The organism is Gulosibacter sp. GYB002, assembly GCF_036577665.1.
In the GTDB taxonomy this organism is placed as follows: domain Bacteria; phylum Actinomycetota; class Actinomycetes; order Actinomycetales; family Microbacteriaceae; genus Gulosibacter; species Gulosibacter hominis.
Genome location: NZ_JARBDD010000003.1, coordinates 293430 through 312267, shown reverse-complemented (window position 1 = coordinate 312267; position 18838 = coordinate 293430). Strand labels below are relative to the sequence as shown.

Genomic DNA, 18838 nt, shown 5'->3' with positions numbered 1-18838 from the left:
CGCCGTGTGCCACGAGACACCCAGTTTGGGTGCCACGATCTTGCAGGCTGCCTGCATGGACATGTTCTCCGCCAGGATGCGATCTTCCACGAGGCGGACCACACGGTCCTTAGCATCCTGATCAAATGTTCTAGGCATGTTCCAGATTTTCCCATCTACTCAAACGGAACAAAACCTGGGGCACTTCATAGTGAAGGACATCTACGGTGATTAATATCCAGCCGGCAAGCATCCCGGTGCGGCGATAACAAAAAGGAGCCAAAAATGAGCGACCCGATCGACGAGACAGTTCCGGCACTCAATGTGACCGGCGCAAAAGCACGGTCGCTCGCCCTCATCCAGCAGCTGCTTGACCGCATCCCCGTAACCGAACTGGCACCAGCCGAAGCACAACCGGCCGCCGTGGGAGCGGTGCCGCGCACCCTGCATCCGGGGCGAGGGCCGGGAACAAAACGCTATCCCGGCACCGCCGCGAGAAGTCTGCGCGATGTTCCCTCGGCCCAGCGGTGCGCGGCCGAGCTCGTGAACTGGCTCGACGAACAGCCCGACTGGACCGCCCTCGACCGCTACCTCGACGAAGACTTCCCACGTTTCCACAGCCCCGACGGCTACGAGGTGAGCGTGAGCGTGCTGCGTCCCGCCGAAGGATTTCCGATGGTGTGCGTCAATGTGGTGAGCCCCGATTTTGTGCCACCGCGTTCGCATCACCAGGCCATTGACCGCTACTAGCCACCCGCAACCGCCCAACGACAGCGACGTAGTGCGCAGATCATCTCCAACCGTTACACTCCGCCCAACTAACCCGTTTCGAGCTGCCAAGGAGCGAGCCAAATGCTGGAATCACGTGCCGGTGATCTGAGCCGTCTCGCCTCGAATCTCGACGCTGCGGCTGCCGAACTCGGTGCCGCCATCAAACTGGATGCATCGGCACCGCTGGTCGAGCAAGCAATGCCGGGTGCCCGGTCAATATCGGCGGCGCTCGCGGCCGCCCGCGCCGTGGATGCAAAAGCCCGGGGGATCGTGCAGCAGCTGGGCGAATCGGCAACCGCCGCTATCGAAACCGAACGCCAATTCAATCAGACCGACAGCCGGCAGGCGCAGGGAATGTCGAGCGTGTGGCTTCCCGCCGGCACCTATGGCTACGGAGCCGGCTCATGACCGGGTGGGCGCAGCTAAGGTTGTGGCAGGCAGAGCCGCTCGATGAGCTGCTCGCCGAAATCGACCACGACGAGCGGGTGGCGCAGGAGCAGAGCGAAGCGCTCGACGATAGCGTTGCCGCGATTGACTCATCGGGGCTCGCGGCCGATGCGGCACGCGCAAAGGTCACCGCACTGCGTGACAAAACCGACCACCTCGAAGCGCTCCTCACCGACTTCCAAACGGCCACGCAGACGGCGGCCGCCGGGGCTCGCGCCATCGTCGAGCGGGTGAAAGCCTGCTATGACTACGCGCAAACGCACGATCTGGTGCTCACCGATGATGGAACCGTGCTGCTCGGGCAAGAAATATTCGTGCGCGCCCAATTCGAACTCGAGATCGCGCGTAAGCTGAATCCTGCGGCAACGCTCGAACAGCAGGCGTCGTATGTGGCCGGCAAGAGCGCGCAGGCAGAACTCGAACGCACGATTGCGGAAGTCATCAACACCGCCGAATCGGTTGATCGCGCTTTTGCCCGCGCGCTCGAGCACATCAATGACGACAATGTGAGCGATGCGGCGCAGCTGATGGCGAGCGCGAACGGTGAGGCAATCGATCCGAAGGCGCTGTGGGGCGACGACACCCCGGCTGCCGAGGTGCGTGCGCAGTGGGAGACGCTCAGCCCGGCCGAACAGGCCGCGCTCATCCAGCAGCATCCCGAGTTCATCGGTCAGCTCAATGGCATTCCGTTCGACCGTCGGGTGGAGGCCAACGACATCAATATTGCGCACACGCGCGAGCTGACCGCATCCGAACTCAATAACCTGCGCGAAGAACTTGCCGACACGAAGTTTTGGCAGTTCGACAAGCGCAAAGAACTCGGCGAACAGATTGCCGGGCTCGAACGTGAAATTGCCTACTATGACGCGCTCATCGACAGGCCCGGCGCGGTGCTGTTCGACCGGGCGAATGACCGCATCATCGAGGTGGTTGGTGATCTCAGCGACCCGAACCTCAAAGATGTGCTCACCTATGTGGCACCCACCGGCGGCCAGTGGAGCAACTTTGTTGATGGCGAAATCCAGCTCGTCACCCGCGATCAGGTGGAGCGCGGCGCCCAGCTCAACAACCCAACCGCCGGGTTCGTCTACAAGGACGGGCCGTGGGTGGAATGGTTGTTTAGCGAGCGCGGCAACGCCAACAATGAGTTTCTCAGCAAAACTGGTTCCGATCTCGCTGACTTTCAGGCGGCGATGGCGCTTGAAGACTTTGCGCAGCGTGCCGATATCAATATCGCCGGACACAGCGCCGGACACTCGGTGGTTGCCGCATCCGAAACCCATGGCGCCCAGTACGACCAGGTGTTTTCGCTCGCGGGCTCGTATATGCCCGCCGGTTGGGAACCGAATATCGGTACGCAATACGACCATATGACCTACGGCTATGACGCGATCCACACGCTCGATAGCTATCGCGATTTCGCCCGCGACCATGACGGCCTGCTCAACGATCTCGGTTCGGCAAGCTCCACTGCCGGTAGCGGGTTATCGACCGCGGGTGGCTGGCTGTCAGACCGCGGTAAGAGCTTCGACGCCTGGTTTATTGACGATGCGATGCGCTCGGCCGGCGACTGGCTGCATGGCAAGGGTACGTATCTCGAAAACATGGGTAGGGGCCTCGACGCTGGCGCCGATCTGATGGCCGACACCCCGAATCAGAGCACGTCGTACGAGAAGCACTCGTTTGAAGCGCAGTACCGCAGTGATGACGACTACCGCTTCCGGCCTTTCGGGCAGTATGGCTGGAGCACCGAGGTCGGCCCGATCGATAGCCACTGGCGGGTATCGCAGGGCGCTGAACGAAACGGACCGGTGCTCGAGGCGATGTTCGCCGAGCTGATCGCCAAATAGTTGCCGCCCAGTGAACACCCGGGCTGTACCGGCCGCGGAGCGGGGCTGTTCAATGGTTGTGTGGTGAGGATAGCCCCCGGGCGAGCTAAAAGTACCTAGATCTTAAAAGTAGACGGATCGGCATCCTCGGGCAGTGCCACGCCACAGGGACTGTCCACTCTGATCATCACCTTTGGTGCGTCAACATCAATCGATTTGATGGACACGACGTAACCAGCGTTGTTTTCGAAGATGAAGCTGTTGGGTTGTGGACCGGCGGGTGTGTCGAGCTCTTCCCATCCGTCGTCGCGGAGACGTTTTTCGAGGAGCTGGACCGTAGCCGTAGCGTCTGTTCCTTCAACTAAGAAGATGGCTGCAAGATCGAAGTAGCCATATTCGTCTTGTCCGCAGGCTGTCGGAGCCCTTTTCTCTTCGCTCGGGCCGAGCAGTCCGTCTTCGGCCCATTTGTCTTTGGGAATCTCCGCCGCGAGCATTTCGATAATGCGAGTTGATTCACGTTTGGCCTCTTGAATGGTTAGCGGCACCGGGGATCCATCTCTGGAATCGGTTCCTTCTTCTGATGATGCTGCGCAAGCGGTCAGTGCTAACGAGAGCACGCTCACGATGGCGAAGACGAATGATCGTTGCATATCCACTCCGTAAGGGGCCTGGCGACACTGGTAGGCGTCGTTCAGCATGCTACTTGCCGTGCGACTGGGATATCTACGGAGGGTCGCAGCCACCGAGGCAACAGATTGGCTACCGAGTTGCGATAGGGTGCATCTGTTTCGCACAAGAGTGGAGACGGAGAGAATGTCGTCAACGAGTTCGGCGCGCGCGGCCACCACGGTTCCACTGACGTTCGCCCACGAAGAGACGACGTTCGACCTTGCCGTTCCGCTACACCTACCGCTGGCCGAAGTGGTGCCCGTGGTCATCGACGAAATGGGTTTGCTCACCCCGCAGGCCGCCTCCTCCGGGTTTCGTCTGCGCAATGACCACGGCAGCGATATCCCGCTCGACCAGACCTCGATGGATGCGGGGCTGGTAGCCGGTGACGTTGTGACCGTCGAGCCGATTGGCTCGGGTGAACTCGACCAGCGCTATGACGACCTCGTTGAGGCGCTCGCGTCGGTCGTCGAATCTGACAGCACCGCCTGGACCCCGCAGCACTCGCTACACACCTCGGTTGCCGCCGCGGTGGCGCTGTGGTCGGTGCTGGCTGCGGTGCTGTGGTCAACAGCCGGGCTGCTCGCGCTCACGGCCGGCCTCGGCTCGGCGGTGCTTGCGATCGCCGCATCGGTGGTGCTCACCCGCATGCAGCATCACGTCAGCGCCGTGGTCGTGTATTGCATCGGCACACTCATGGCTGCCGTCGGTGTGGCCGGACAGTTCACCGAAATGGGGATGCGGCTGGTCGCTGGCGGCGGCACCGGAATTGTGCTCGGGATGCTTGGCCTCGCCCTGCTGCGACCATTCGCCGGGCGCGGCAAACAGTTCCCCGAACTCGCAGCAATGGCCGGGCCGATCTATGCCGGCACGATGGCGCTGTGGAGCGGCAGCGCGCTCGCATTTTTGGATCAGACGCCCATGTTTGCGGCGCTCACCACGATTGCCGTCACGGGGCTGACGGTGCTGATGGCGCCGTGGATCGCACTGGCACAGACGCCCATCCGCAGCTACATCCCGCGAACTGATGAAGAGCGGGCCGCCGACACCCAGGTGCATTTTGAATCGGTGGTGCGCAAACACGAGGCATTCGGGCGCGTGCTCGCGATCACGCTGCGTATTTCGGGCGGGTTGGTGCTGCTGGCCGCCACGCCGTTTGTGATTGACGGTTCCATCCCAGCGCTGGTGGTGGTGGGCGCTGTCGGTGTTGCGCTGCTGTTGAGCACCCGACAGCAATATGACCGCAACGAAGTGCTGATTGGCATTATTTCGGGTTCGCTGGTGCTGGTTGAAGCGACCCTGCTGCTGGCGCGCGCCTTCCCGCATCTGGCCGAATGGGTGGTGTGGTTCATCATCGCGGTGGCCGCGCTCGTGCTGGCACTCGGTGCACTACGACGCCTGGCGCCGCCGCTGGTGGCGCGCTGGTCAGACAGCCTTTCGGTGATCGCGCTGCTGGTGATCGTGCCGGCAACCGCAATTCAGCTCGGGTTTGTGTAGGGCGCGCGGGTAGGAACACGTGGCAAGCAGCAAAGATATTCTCGACGCCCAGCGGTTCAACAAGCGTCGGCTCGTCTCGGCATTCACATCGGGCACCCCCGGCGGGCGCGAAATCGAACTGAAATCTCCCATCGGCCCGCTCATCGTCGGCGTCATCCTCACCATCATCATCCTGGTGGCCGCATGGATTTGGGGACGGTTCGCACCCGCGCTGCCAAACGACTGGCAAAACGGGATGCTCGTCACCGAAAAAGATACGGGCGCGCGCTACTACTCGATCGACGGCAAACTGCATCCGATTCGCAACACCACGAGCGCCCGGCTGTTGTCACAGTCGGGAGATCTGTCGCGCACCTCGGTTGAGGCGAGCGCACTGGCCGGAATTCCTCGGGGTCCTGAAGTGGGCATCACGGGCGCGCCCGACACCGTGCCAACAACAGCCCAATTGCAAAATGACGGCTGGCTGGCCTGCCCGGTTGCAGACGGAGCCGAGGTGCAGATTGGTGGTGACCCGCAGTATTCCACCAGTGCCACCGGCGGGCTCGTGCAGCACGGCGAAGACATTTATCTGCTGGCTGAGGGCCGGCGCTATCTCATCGATCCCGAAGAGGTCACAGCGGTTCGGCTGGCGTTCGGTTGGGAGGGCGTGGAACCGGTCGAGGTGGGTTCGGCGTGGCTCGACCTGTTCGACGAGGGCACCGTGCTGCGGCCGTGGCAGTTCGACAATGCCGGTGCCAGCGCCGGAAACCTGCGCGGCCCACTCGCCGATGCCAAACTCGGCACCGTGGTGGAAGTGCCCGACGGTCAGGGAATTCGCCAATATTTGATCACCGGCGACCGTGAACTGGTGCCGCTGACGCCGGTGGAATACCGCCTGTATCTTGTGGGCGGCGGCGCCCAGTATGGCAACCCGATTCGAGCTTCGCTCGCGGATATTGCCGATCTGACGAGCCATGAGCGTCGCCTCGGCCCCGGCGATTGGCCGGTGGCCGTGCCCGAGATGCCGGTGGCGGGGGCGGCTCCGTGTGCGCTCCTCACCTCGCGCGGCGGCAAAGTGTTCACCACTGTGGTGCAGGCTGCGCCTCCTGAGGCGGCAGGGGTGGAGGTCGAGGGCGGCACCGGTGCGCTCGTGCGCATCACCTCGGGCGGTACGCTCGGCGCCGTGTACCTCGTGGGCGACAGCGGCAAGGCATACGGTATTGAGGGCCCGGCCGATGAGGTGGTCACCTGGTTTGGCTACCAGCCCGGCGATATCACCAATATTCCGGCGGCCTGGCTGCAGCTGCTGCCCGCGGGCCCGGTGCTCTCAGCTGAGGCCGCTTGGGCGACGGTGCCGCAGGACGGGGCAGAGTAGTGCTGCGGCGACGCGCTTTATCGGTGGCCGCAGCGCTGCTGATTACCTCGCTCAGTGCCGGTGCGTCGCTGCCGGCCCCCGTGCATCCGCTGCCGGATGATGCGCTCGAGAGCGTCACCGCTGACGCCAACGGTGGTGAGCTCGCCCCCGACACCTGTGAGCGTGGCAACCCGCAGTACCTACCCGACACCCCGCAGGCGTATGAGCTGCTCGGGCTCGACCGGGCCAAAGAACTCGCCACCGGCAAGGGTGTGCTCGTCGCCGTTGTTGATTCGGGTGTGGATGCACGCAATGCGCACCTCGGCTCGGTGGTGCGGGCCGGTCATGATTTTGCGGCGTCGGGGGATGGGCGCACCGATATTGAGGGGCACGGCACCGCGGTTGCGGGTATCATTGCCGCGCAGCCCGTGGAGGGATCCGGGCTGATCGGTGTGGCTCACGACGCCGAAATTTTGCCGGTGCGCGTGTACGAGGCCAGCGAAAAGCAGCAATCGGGTCAAGACCCGGTGCTCCCAAACCTGCCGATGACCAGTAGCGGTATTCGCTGGGCCGCTGATAATGGCGCAAAAATTATTGCCGTAGCGCTTTCATCCGCCAGTGATGACCCGGAGCTTGCCGCCGCAGTGCAATATGCAACCGACCGCGGGGCACTCGTGGTTGCCAGCGCCGGCAACCGTCAGACCGCGGCCGAAAACGAACGCGGCGATAGCATCCGCTACCCGGCCGGATACGACCAGGTGCTTTCGGTGACCTCGATTAGCGACCAGGGTGAACCCACGGACGCCGCGATTCACGGGGTGCACGTGGGCGTTGCGGCTCCCGGACAGAATGTGCCGGTGAGCTGGTTCAACGATGGCGACTGTCGAGTTTCGCCCGACTATCCATCCACGAGTTTCGCAACCGGTTATACGGCCGGTGTTGCCGCACTGGTGGCGTCGGCGCATCCCGATGAGGGGCCGGCGATGTGGAAGTGGCGGCTTGAATCGACGGCCCTGCGCGCCAGCCCGAGCGATCGTGAAGATTTGCTTGGTTGGGGAGTGTTGGCCCCCTATGACGCAATCACCGTCACCCCGGATGCGCAGCGTCCGGGACCGCTGCTTCCGGGTGGGCAGCGCACTGCTCCGCCGGCGCAGGCTGGGCAGCTGCCGCCCCGCCCCGAAGACGACCCGGTGGCGGTGCGGGCTGCTGTCGGCACCGTGGTCACCGGTGCCGGTGCGCTCGGTGGTGCGCTGCTGTGGCTGCGTGCCCGGCGGCAGCAGGCGGCGCCAAAGACGGTTCGGCGCTAGCGGATGCGGCTAGTCGATCCAGAAGGTGGCGCCGTCACCAAGGTCGATAATGTCGCCGTGCGCGATGGGCACCGTCACCATTGGGCTGAGCTGCTCGGGGATGCTGCCGCCGCGCAGCACCCGGGTGCCGTTGGCCGAGCCGAGATCCCACACCAGCACGCTGCCGTGTTCGTAGGTGACCACACAGTGCGAGCGTGATATTTCGTCGTTGGGTGAGGGCACCACGATCAGTCGCGCATTTTGCGGTTCGGGTGCGCGGTCGACGCTCGGTTTGCGGCCGATGACCTGCGGGTATTCAAGCGGCACGGTGTGGCCGTGGTTTGAGATGAGGCGTGGGATGAACGAGGGGTCGTCAGCCGCTTCGGACGCGGGAGGTTGCGGGGCGGCGTGCCGCGGTGGATTCGAGCTCGGTTCGGGCGCCGGCGATGCGGCCGCCTGCGCTGCCGCGATTTGTGCGGCCGCCGAACCTGGCACATAGTGTGCATCGGGTTCTGATACCGCGGCCGGAGCGGGAGGCTGCGGCTGATCGGGTGCGGTCGGCGGCGCAAAAGCCCGGGATACATCCGGTTCGGGTTGCGCGGGCAGCGGCGGTAGCGGTGGCAGCTCGGGCAGCTCGGCCGGGGCTTCGGGAGCTTCTGATGCGAGCGAGGATGCTTCGGGTTCCGGTTGCGACGCTGGCTGCGGGGCTGGTTGGGGATCAAGGATGGTGTCGTCATCGACCTCGGAGAGCGATTCATCTGGCAGTGATTCAAAGGTGGCGACCTCGCCAAACCAGGCTTCACTGCAGGGTGAGGTGCCGCCCGCGCTCACGAATTCGTCGCTGATCTCATCGACTGCGTCCTGCGCCTCGAGTGCGATGCGCCAGCCGTGAATCGCCAACAGTTTGCCACCTGACCAGCCACTGAGCTGGTCGGGGTTGGTGGGCAGCTCGGGCAGCTCGCTGAGCGATCCCCGCCCGGTGGCGACCACCACGCGCGCTTTGCCGCGCAGCATGAAGCTCGTGTCTTCGGGGGTTACCAGCACCGCGGCTGCCGAAGCGTCGGGATCGGTGGCGCAAATTTCATCCAGTAGCTGCCGGGCAGATTGGCCCGAGAGCAATCCGCGCAGCAGCTGCTGGCCCGAGTCGGCAAGACTCGGGCTCAGCAGTATCTGCGCCCCCGCGGCAACGATCAGTGTGCCCGGTCCGGGACGGTATGAAATGCCGAGGGGTGGTTGTTGTGCGCTCACAGTTTCTGGATGCTATCCCACCTGGGCGAGCGGCAGCCAAGACCCGGATGGGAAGTACTGCTGTGCGCTCAACATGGCGTCCTTGATCTGCTGTGTTTCGGCCTTCATGGTGTTTGAAAGATCCATGAGGTTTTGAATAACACCCATCACTTCGGTGATGAGGCCCGGAATCGCCACCGCCGCCTCGACGACAGCGGCCGGAATACCGACGATGGTGCCGGTAGCCGTCGCCACCGCCACGATGGTCGTGATGATGGTTGCGATCAGCCCGCCGATGCTGATGTAGAGCGCCTGACCTTTTTGTGACAGATCATTGAGTCGGTCGCCGTGGCTGCTGGCCGTTTCGCTGGCGAAGCTGGCGGCCTGCGAATAGGTGGCGGAGACTTTTTGATATTGGGTTGCTGCCTGCCCGGTCCAGTCGCCATTGCCCGGCGCGCGCAGCCCCTGCGGGCCGACACCAGCCGAGATCTCCCGGTAGTTGTCGGAGATGCTGTACCAGCGGTCGGCGTAGCTCGGCAGAATCCATGGCATAAAGATGCCGCGCATGATTTCAACCAGCTTGCTCACCAGCTCCTGGAGCTTGTTCACCAGATCGACGAACTTTTGGATCGCATCCATGATCTTCTGCAGCATGCCGCCGATGGGGGTTGAGCCGAAGATCGAGTTGATGAGCTGGAATCCCTTTGACATCCAACTCTTCACTGTGCTGAGGACACCGTTGAGGCGGCCCAGTACGTCGTTGGCGTTCGGCATGATGTCGTCGCGCCGCTTAATAAGCAGGCTTGGAGTTTGCATATTCATAGCTATGAGACCTCTTTGTTTGGGTGCCTACTTGGTCCGTGTAGCGGTGCCGCCGGGGTACGCGTAGTTGGGGTCGGGGTCGACGCCGCCGAAGCCCTGAGCGCCGGCCTCGTCGGTTGATTCGAGGTTGTCGACGAACTCTTCGATTGCGTCGATGACGTTCTGGAACTCGTTGCGGCCGGTGTTTGAAACATTTTCAAACAGTTCCGCGAGCTCGTTGTTGATGTCGCGGATGGGGGTAAAGATGCCGGCTTCGGCGCCGTTCAGGACGCACTGGGAGGCGAGCTCTGCCGAGTTTGAAAGCAGCTCGAGCAGCGGTTCCCAAGCGGCGGTTTCACCACTGACCTGTTCAGGACGAGCCTGGGTCTTGGGTTCGCCGGGTGTGCCAGGGCCGTTCGGGCAGCCTGGGGTGCCGGGTTCGTTGTTCGGAGCGCCGGTCGGGCCACCGGTGGGACCGCCCGTCGGGCCGCCGGTAGGGCCGCCGGTGGGGCCACCTGTTGGGCCGCCACTGGGTCCGCCGGTGGGTGCGCCAGTCGGGCCACCGGTGGGTGCTGTCGGTGCGCCGGTGGGTGCGGGTGCGCTGGGCCCGCCGGGCATACCGGGAGCGCTCGGCATGCCGGGTGTCTCGGGGCTACCAGGCGTGGACGGGTCGCAGGCAGCGCCATCCGGCATGGGGGTCGCGGCGGGCGCTCCAGCAGGGTTGGCCGAGATGGTTTTGTCTTTGACGCTGTCGAGGTAGGCCTGCAGCTCGGGCGGGACGGTGTCATTGGGGTCGATCGAGATGATGGTGTTGCCGTTGTCGTCAACGAACACCTGCGGTTCGGTCGCGCCCGCCGGCTGTGCGGTGGGCAACGAAGAGCCGCTCGGCATGGCACCGTAACCGGGCATCCCGCCGGGCATCCCGCCGTGCATCGCACCGTAGCCGGGCATGCCGCCGGGCATGGCGCCGTAACCTGGCATGCCGCCGGGCATGGCGCTGTAGCCGGGCATGCCGCCCATGCCGGGAAAGGCTCCCGAACCGAATCCATAGCCGGGTATCATCGGGAAGGCGCCAAAATCACCGGGCATACCGCCGGCCGGGGGCATCGGGTAGTCGCTCAGTGAAAAATCGATATCCGAGCGGTCCATGCCGCCGTCCGCATCGGTGCCGGCTTCTTTGTCGGCCGGCTCGGCGCTGATGGTCTTGTCTTTGACGCTGTCGAGGTAGGCCTGCAGTTCGGGTGGGACGGTGTCGTCGGGGTCGATCGAGATGATGGTGTTGCCGTTGTCGTCAACGAACACCTGCGGTTCGGTGTCGGCATCGACCTCATCCTGCTTGGGTTCACCACCGACCACGGTCTTGTTGGCGATCCCCTCGGTTGTTGTTCCGGCAGCAGGGGCGGCACCACCGGCTCCAGCGCCACCGCCGCCACCAGCAGCTCCGGAACCGGCACCTTCACCGGCTCCCGGCACTTTGCCGTCGACGCTCATCGTGGCGCCCGAGTTCACGTCGTGAGACTCGGCCGGAACGCCGGTGGTTGGTGGCAGACCGATCTCGGCATCAACTGACTGGTTTTGTTCTGATGCGGTACCACCCGGAACCACAGCTCCGGGTGCCCCGGCAGCGGGTGCTGCTGCGGCGCGGCGGTTTTGCTCTTGCGACATGTCGTTAGGCTCCTTACAACCTGACTGCTGGGGCTACTTGTTCGGGTTTTGCACCGACGAGAGCAGCAGCTGTGCTGCTGCCAGCGACCGTGCCGAAAACGCGTCGAGTTTGGCCTTCGTGGTCTGCTCGCCGGTTGGTTCGTCTTCGCTGGGGTTGTTGTGGTCGTACACGGCCTGTGCAAGCGCCGCATTCAGTTGCACGTTGGTAGCACGTTCGATGAACGCTGGGGAAACTTGAATCGTGCCGAGCATTCCCGAGACGGCAATGATCTGCACCGGATTTTCAAGATCTGGTTCGGCGAATGCCTGCGAGTCGATCTCGGCGAATGCCTCGTCAGTGACATCGGGCAGGCGCTCGAGCATGTTGATGATGGTTTCGGCCGGGTCGTTGATTTCACCCGGAGCCGCCGCCGGGCCGCTGTCGAGGGCGGCCTGCACATCCGCGTCGGTGATCTCATCGATCGCTTCGGGGTGCTTCTCGAGATAGTCGCGGGCCTGCAGCTGACGCGCCTCATCGGTGGCCTGCGCGCAGCCGGCGATTACCTGGGCAAGCTCTTCGGCGCTGTAGTAGTCGCGCCACGCGCCGTCGACCTGCACGCGCTCCGGGGCTCCCGCAGCATCCACCGCCACAACAACGACCTGTTCCGGGTCGATCACCTCGGCACTACCGCCAAAGCGCTGTACGGCGATGATCTGCCGGATCGACTCTTGCGCCGCGCGGGCCGACTCATCGAACTCGCGCTGCAATTGCGCCATTTCCGACATCATCTTTTCGAGATCAATGTTGTCGTTCATGCTGTTCCTGTCTCTCCGCTTCTTTCGAGGCGGGCACGATGTGTTGAGGGCGCAACCGTTCGAAAGCTGTGCTGTCGCAATGCTTCGACGCGATACCGCCGTGAATCGCCAGACAGGGTAAAGCATTGAATACCGAGGAGAGTTTCCCTAGATGATTCCGGCTGTTAACTTTTGGCCGCCGCTGCACATGACCGCACGAAGAGCGGCATCATCAAAGCGGTTGTCGAACGGAACTCACGCCACCGAAGCGCACTGAATAGCAATTGCTCGTTCACCTCGGGCGACACCTACGACTGCTAATTTGTGCGTTCGTGTGCGCAGTGCACAAAGTTTGTCGGCCGTCATCTGGGGAGTTTTGACAGTGGTTGCTCAATCGTTCACGCGACTGCGCAACTTCATCGCTATGGCAACGCAGCCGCTCACCCGCAGGTTTCGCGCGACGGCTGCGCAGCAACGCAATCGTTGGCAAAAGCGCGGTCCGATCGCGGCAGGATTGGTGGGCGCACTCACGATCGGTGGTTTCGCATTCGCCAACCCCGGCATCCCCGAAGCCCGCGTTGACCTGAACGAGGGCGGCGTGTGGGTAACCAACGGCGATGCCGGGCTAATCGGACACCTCAACTACCCCGCCCGCACACTGGAATCGTGGCTGCAGGTCGAGGCGAGCGACTTCAACATCACGCAGGCCGAGCGGGATGTGCTGCTCGACGACCAAACATCGAACTCGGTTGCGGCAATTGACATTGCCAATACCGCCTTGGGCACCGCGAACACACCAGACTTTGAATTCCGTACCGCGCAGGGCGCCAACGAGTCAGTGCTGCTCAACGTTGAAACCGGCCAGTTGTGGGCTGCACCAGTGGCAGAACTCGGATCGACACAGCTGAACTCACAGACCGCACTGCCTGCCACCTCGAGCGGCGGTGTCGTTGCCGGTGGTGTTGATGGCACCCTCTACGCAGCCTCCGCTCAAGACCAGACCATTGTGCGAATCGCCCGCGAGGGCATCGGTTATGTTGTCGAAACTGAACGCGTCGAGGCACTGTCACCCGGCCACGACATCCAGCTCACCGTGGTCGGTGACAAACCGGTGGTGTTCGACACGACCGCCGGCACGGTCATCCTGCCGAACGGTCGCACCGCCGAATTGCCGAGTGCACAAGTCGAAGTGCAACTACCCGGCCCCGAACACGATGACGTAGTGGTCGTCGATGCCACAGCGCTCTACCGCATCAATCTCAACAATGGCGATACTGCATCCATGGTGCCGAGCGAGCAACAAACCGGCACCGCCGCGCGCCCCGCGGTGGTTGGTGATTGCGCCTACGGAGCCTGGTCGAGCAGCGGCAATTTTTTGCGCTGGTGCGATGACGAAAGCCGCACCAAAAACCAGCGCATCGAAACTCTCGCCGCAGCGGAACAGCCTGAGTTTCGAGTCAACCGCAATGTGATCGTGCTGAACGACATCGGCAAGGGATCGGTGTGGTTGCCCGACGACAATATGGTGCTCATCGACAACTGGGACGAGATCGAAAATGAGCTCAACCAGCAGGAGGAGCAGGAAGACTCGCCACAGCTCAACGATGAGGTGGCCGAACCCGACCGCAAGGCAGAAAACAAACCGCCGATCGCGCAGGATGACGAGTTCGGGGTGCGTCCCGGTTCGAGCGCCCAGCTGCCGGTGCTGATGAACGACTCTGACCCCGACGGCGACCTGCTCACCGCATCCGTGACCGAACAACCCGCCGCGGTGCGGGTGCAGCAATCGCGCGGTGGCGCAGCGCTACAGGTTTCGGTGCCGGCGGATGCATCGGGCGAGCACACCTTCACCTATCAGGCTGCTGACGGTCGCGGTGGTACGGCATCCGCAAAAGTAAAACTGACCGTGCGGCCATTCAACGAAAACGCCGCCCCCGAACAGCGGCGGGTGCCAAATGTGGTGGTCGCGGCTGGGGCCACGGTTGAGTACAACGTGACCCCCGACTGGGTAGATCCCGACGGCGATATGTTCTATCTCGAGGCGGTCAAAGCACCCGAACAGCTGCAGGTGCAGTTCCGCGAGGATGGCAACCTCTCGATTACCGAGCTGAGCGGCAAATCGGGCACCCACGAGGTGACCGTGGTCATGTCAGACGGTCAGGCAACCCGTGAGGGGCGTGTCAACGTTGAGGTGCGGCCAGCGCAGAACGTGCCACCGGTCGCCCACGGCGACTTCGTGGTGGTGCGCGAACACGCCACCACCACCGTCGCACCGCTCGACAACGATGTTGACCCCAACGGAGACCGGCTCTCGCTCGTGTCAATCTCAGCCGCGCCACCCGGAACCTCGGTGCAGCCGTCGCTCGAGACCGGCACCTTTGATTTTTCAGCCTCGGCGAAGGGGAGCTACTACCTGAGCTATGTCATCACCGACGGGCCCTCATCCACCACCGGTGTGATTCGTATCGATGTGGTGTCGGCAGACAGCGACGCACCTCCGGTGGCACAGGATGACCTGGCGCTGTTGCCGGCCGGTGGCTCGACGCTCGTGGCCCCGCTCAATAATGACTTTGATCCGGGCGGTGGTGTGCTCGTCGTGCAATCGGTATCGGTGCCCGATGGCAGTCCCGTGGTGGTGTCGCTGGTTGATCACCATCTGCTGCGCGTGAAATCGAGCGCAACCCTCACCGGCCCCGTTTCGGTGCGCTACACGGTGTCGAACGGGCAAGACACGGCCACCGCTGAAGTGCACGTGGTGCCGACGAGCGACCGCGACATAAGCGTGCCACCCGAACCCGAGAACGATCGCCTGCGAGTGCGCGTTGGTGATGTGGGAGCGGTGGATGTGCTGAGCAATGACCGCTCTGTCAACGGTCTGCGGCTTCGAGTTGATCCGGAGCTGATACACGATATTCCCGAAACCGCTGGGCAGGCTTTTGTCACCGGCAGTGAGGTGCGCTTTCATGCCGGGATGGAAGCCGGTAGCTATCGGCTGACATATAACGCGGTGGATGAGGTCGGGAACTTTGCTTCGGCATCGGTGCTGATCGAGGTGGTCGCCGATGATCTGGCCGCGAACTCGGCCCCGCAGCCACGCGATCTAACCGCCTGGTCGGTTGCCGGCGGCGCCACGCGCATCCCGGTGCCGCTGACCGGTATTGATCCCGACGGTGATTCGGTATCACTGGTCGGGGTGCAGCAGGTGCCGTCGATGGGCAGCGTGTCGGTGGGTGCGGGCTGGTTCAATTACACGCCCAATGAGGGGGCTGCCGGCACCGATACTTTCACCTACATCGTCGAAGACCGCTTCGGTAAGCAGGCCATCGCGCGCGTGCGGGTGGGGGTGGCGCCACCCACCACGGTGAACCAGCCACCGGTGGCGGTGGAAGACAGTGTGCGGGTGCGTCCCTCGCGGTCGATCGGTGTGGATGTGCTGGCCAACGACAGCGACCCCGATGGCGATCCGATCGCAATCCTTCCCGAGCAGCTCGATGTGGTTGGGGTTGACCCCGAGCACGTGACGGCGACCGAGCGATTCATTCGCCTCGAAACCCCGCCCGAGGAGGCCACGATCACGGTCGGCTACCGGGTCACTGACGGCCGCGGCGGCGAAAGCTATGCGCGCCTCACCGTGCATGTCACACCGGATGCGCCACTGCGCGCGCCGGAGCCACGGGACGATGTTGTCACGCAAAAAGAAGTGGATGCGGCCGAGCGCGGGGTCGTGCGGGTTTCGGTGCTCGATAACGACATCGACCCCGATGGTGACCGGAACGAACTCGAGCTGTTCACCACGGCTGAAGACGTAGAGGTACAGGGAGACCGGCTTATCATCCCGGTGGCCGAGCAGCGTCGTCTCGTCGTGTATGGCGTGCGGGATGCTGACGGGCTTGAGGGGTACGCCGTGGTGACCGTTCCCGGTACCGGGGTGGAACGCCCTCGCATCAACGAGGCCCTGGTGCCCATGACCATGCGCGCCGGCGAGACCCTCGAAATTGATCTCAAGCGCGTGGTTACGGTTCGTCCGGGGCGTGAAGCCTCGATTCCCGACCCCACAACCGTGCGCGCCGGGCGCGGTTTGACGGTCGCTGAGGTAGCCACCGGTGCCGACAAACTGCGGGTGACCGCCGCTACCGACTTCAACGGCAATTCGGTGGTGTCGTTTGAGGTTGCTGACGGCAATCTTGACTCTGACCGGGGCGCGCGAACTGCAACGCTGAGCGTGCCGATCGTGGTCACCGCCGAGCAGAACAAACCACCCGAGATGCGGCCATCCCCAATTTCTGTGGCGGCCGCCGAGGGCCCAACCGTGGCGAATGTGTGTCAGATGACCACCGACCCGGACGGCACCCCGAGCGAAGACCTCGAGTACCGATTGGGTACGTACCCCGACACTCTGCGGGTGGGGCTTGACGGCTGCAAGCTTTCGGTAGAGCTTGCCGGCCCACAGCCAGCCGGCCCGATTGGGGCGATTGAAATCAAGGTGGATGACGGACACGGCGCTGTATCAGCCTCGATCCCGGTGACCGCTATCGCCTCGAACCGCCCGGTCATCCAGGTGTCTGATGTGGTGATCAATACGGGCCAGCCCGGCAAGACCGAAACTATTGACCTCAATCGGTACCTGATTAACCCATTCCCCGATAAGCCGATTACCGTGATCGGCTCGCCAACGATCACGCGCGGTCAGGGCACGGTGGATGTGCAGGGAACAACCATGAGCGTGACGCCGAGTAAAGACATGCTCGGTACCTTCACGATTCGCTACACCGTGGGGGATGCCACCGGCGATCCCTCGCGGCAGGTCACCGGTGCGGTGCGGGTGACGGTACGGGATAAACCACAACCGCCGAAGAACATCAGTGCCGAAGTGGTGGGCCCCGGAAGTGCGCTCGTAAAGTTCACCGCTGGCGATAGCAACGGCGCACCAATTACCGAGTTTCGAGTCACCTCACGATCGGGGGTGAGTGCCTCGTGCGCCGCCAGTGAGTGCCTCGTTACCGGGCTGCAAAATGGCAGCACGCACGAGTTCAAGGTCACCGCCGTCAACGAGGTAGGTGAATCCGAGGCTTCGGGATGGTCGGCTCCGGTGCTCGTGGATGTGCAGCCGGGGCGTCCGGCACCGCCGCAATTGAAGCCGCGCGACGGTGCTATCGATGTGCGGGTGTTGCCGACCGAGTCGCTCGGCTCGCCGGTGAAAGAATATGTCGTGACCCTGCATCCGGGTGAACAAAAGCTCCGCATCCCGGCAAACGGAACGCTCGAAGGAACGTTCCGCAACCTCAATAATGGTGTGGCGTACCAGGCCTCGGTACAGGCCTTCAATTCGTCCGACAAGCCCTCGGAGTCGTCCGATCTGAGCGCCCAGGCAATTCCATTCGGCAAACCCGGTCGCGTCAGCAACCTGAGCACGACTGTCGTAGAAACCGACTCGAACAACGCAAAAATCAAGGTCGCTTGGAATTACGGCGACGGTAATGGCCGCGATGTGACCGGCGCGCATCTGGTGTTTGGCGATGGGCAGTCGTTTGATGTGCGAGCACCAAAAAATGAGGCCACTATCGAAGCGCCGCTCGGGGTGCCGTTCTGGGTCGAGGTGCAGCAGGTGACCGAGTACGGCGGCTCGAATCCGCTGCGCTCGAAAGAAATCACGCCCTACGCCAAGCCGCCGAAGCCGAACCCGCCGCAGGTTGAGGCGAGTGGCCCCCAGAAGGTCGTGGTTACCGGAGGTTCGGCAAACCCTGGCGGCGGGTTTGACGGTGCCCGGCTCAAATTGCAGCTCTTCGACCCGGCTCGCCAGCAGTGGGTTGAATATAACGGCCACCGTCACGAACTCAGCGGCTTTGAAATTGGTCGTCCCGCCGAGGTGCAGATGCGCTCATATGCCCGAGCCGGCGCTGAGATTTACGAGTCGCAGCCCGTCACCGCGACCTCGCCAACGAATGTGTATGGCAAGCCGAGTGCACCGGCGGTTGAGGTGTCGGCCACCGCTACCGGCGTCGATTTCATTGTCGATCTGCAGTCGGGATCAAACGGGGTGCCGGTGACGGTTTCTTACCGAAGCCTAGGCAGGGGTAAAACCAAGACAGATTTGAATAGCAGCACACTGACCGAGCCGGCCAAGCCAGGGGAGACTGTAGAAATGCAATTCCGCTCCTGTGACGACCAAAACAATTGCTCCGAATGGCAGACCTACTCGGGAACGGTGCCGCCAAAATACGAGTTTGAGCTCGCCCCGTGCCCGGATGCCGCCGACTCCACCCAGCCCACCGAAACCGCTGCCGCGCCCGAACCGTGTAGCGAAATCAAGGTGAGCTACGCCGATGTCACCGCCAAGCTTTACCAAGTGAGTTGCACGTTCACCGACCCCGTTTACGGGCGTCAGGAGGCGAGCAAGTTGCGGCGGGATCACCTCAACGAAAAGACCGGCCTCAAGACCTCCTACACTCGCGTGGAGCAACTGCACTCGGCAGTGACCCGGGGCGACTTTAGCTGTTCATAAACGCGGCGCCCGGCGACGGGACACCGCATAATTTGACTGAGTAGACAGGAAACACCGA

General features: G+C 63.2%; 12 protein-coding genes. 7 read left to right on the top strand and 5 right to left on the bottom strand.

Translation table 11 applies throughout. The features are described from left to right. Positions 1–264: 264 nt before the first annotated feature. The 3 genes from PV375_RS03580 (at position 265) to PV375_RS03570 (ending at position 3047) form a co-directional block, all read left to right on the top strand. Positions 265–729 carry a hypothetical protein gene (locus tag PV375_RS03580; RefSeq protein ID WP_332106154.1) on the top strand — a complete coding sequence of 155 codons (465 nt, stop codon included), beginning with the start codon at positions 265–267 and terminating at the stop codon, positions 727–729. Positions 730–831: 102 nt separating this feature from the next. After that, a complete protein-coding gene (locus PV375_RS03575; protein WP_332106153.1) occupies positions 832–1158 on the top strand; it encodes a hypothetical protein in 327 nt (108 codons plus the stop codon). After that, positions 1155–3047: a hypothetical protein gene (locus PV375_RS03570; RefSeq protein ID WP_332106152.1), complete on the top strand. Its 1893-nt coding sequence runs from the start codon at positions 1155–1157 to the stop codon at positions 3045–3047. Before PV375_RS03575 ends, PV375_RS03570 begins: the two co-directional genes overlap by 4 nt. 95 nt (positions 3048–3142) lie before the next feature. On the opposite strand, the gene PV375_RS03565 is transcribed toward PV375_RS03570, so the two are convergent. Beyond that, positions 3143–3676 (bottom strand): hypothetical protein, encoded by a 534-nt coding sequence (locus tag PV375_RS03565; protein ID WP_332106151.1) that lies wholly within the window; start codon positions 3674–3676, stop codon positions 3143–3145. A 163-nt stretch (positions 3677–3839) separates the two neighbouring features. On the opposite strand from PV375_RS03565, the gene PV375_RS03560 reads away from it, so the two are divergent. From PV375_RS03560 to PV375_RS03550, 3 genes are read left to right on the top strand one after another with little or no spacing between them, the layout of a single operon-like run. Then, a complete protein-coding gene (locus PV375_RS03560) occupies positions 3840–5192 on the top strand; it encodes an EsaB/YukD family protein (RefSeq protein ID WP_332106150.1) in 1353 nt (450 codons plus the stop codon). A gap of 19 nt (positions 5193–5211) precedes the next feature. Beyond that, entirely contained in the window at positions 5212–6546 is a 1335-nt protein-coding gene (eccB, locus tag PV375_RS03555) for a type VII secretion protein EccB (protein WP_332106149.1), read from the top strand. Positions 6547–6569: 23 nt separating this feature from the next. Further along, positions 6570–7832, top strand: coding sequence for a S8 family serine peptidase (locus PV375_RS03550; protein WP_332106148.1), 1263 nt, complete (start codon positions 6570–6572; stop codon positions 7830–7832). A 9-nt stretch (positions 7833–7841) separates the two neighbouring features. Here PV375_RS03550 and PV375_RS03545 read toward each other — a convergent pair whose 3' ends face one another. From PV375_RS03545 to PV375_RS03530, 4 genes are read right to left on the bottom strand one after another with little or no spacing between them, the layout of a single operon-like run. Continuing rightward, positions 7842–9059, bottom strand: a complete 1218-nt coding sequence (locus PV375_RS03545; RefSeq protein WP_332106147.1) for an FHA domain-containing protein — start codon at positions 9057–9059, stop codon at positions 7842–7844. Between the two features lie 12 nt (positions 9060–9071). After that, positions 9072–9860, bottom strand: a complete 789-nt coding sequence (locus PV375_RS03540; RefSeq protein ID WP_201518017.1) for a hypothetical protein — start codon at positions 9858–9860, stop codon at positions 9072–9074. A 27-nt stretch (positions 9861–9887) separates the two neighbouring features. Continuing rightward, positions 9888–11504, bottom strand: a complete 1617-nt coding sequence (locus tag PV375_RS03535; RefSeq protein WP_332106146.1) for a hypothetical protein — start codon at positions 11502–11504, stop codon at positions 9888–9890. A gap of 33 nt (positions 11505–11537) precedes the next feature. After that, a complete protein-coding gene (locus PV375_RS03530) occupies positions 11538–12299 on the bottom strand; it encodes a hypothetical protein (RefSeq protein ID WP_332106145.1) in 762 nt (253 codons plus the stop codon). Positions 12300–12702: 403 nt separating this feature from the next. Here PV375_RS03530 and PV375_RS03525 point away from each other — a divergent pair, with 403 nt between their 5' ends. Further along, positions 12703–18780: an Ig-like domain-containing protein gene (locus PV375_RS03525; protein ID WP_332106144.1), complete on the top strand. Its 6078-nt coding sequence runs from the start codon at positions 12703–12705 to the stop codon at positions 18778–18780. Positions 18781–18838 lie beyond the last annotated feature (58 nt).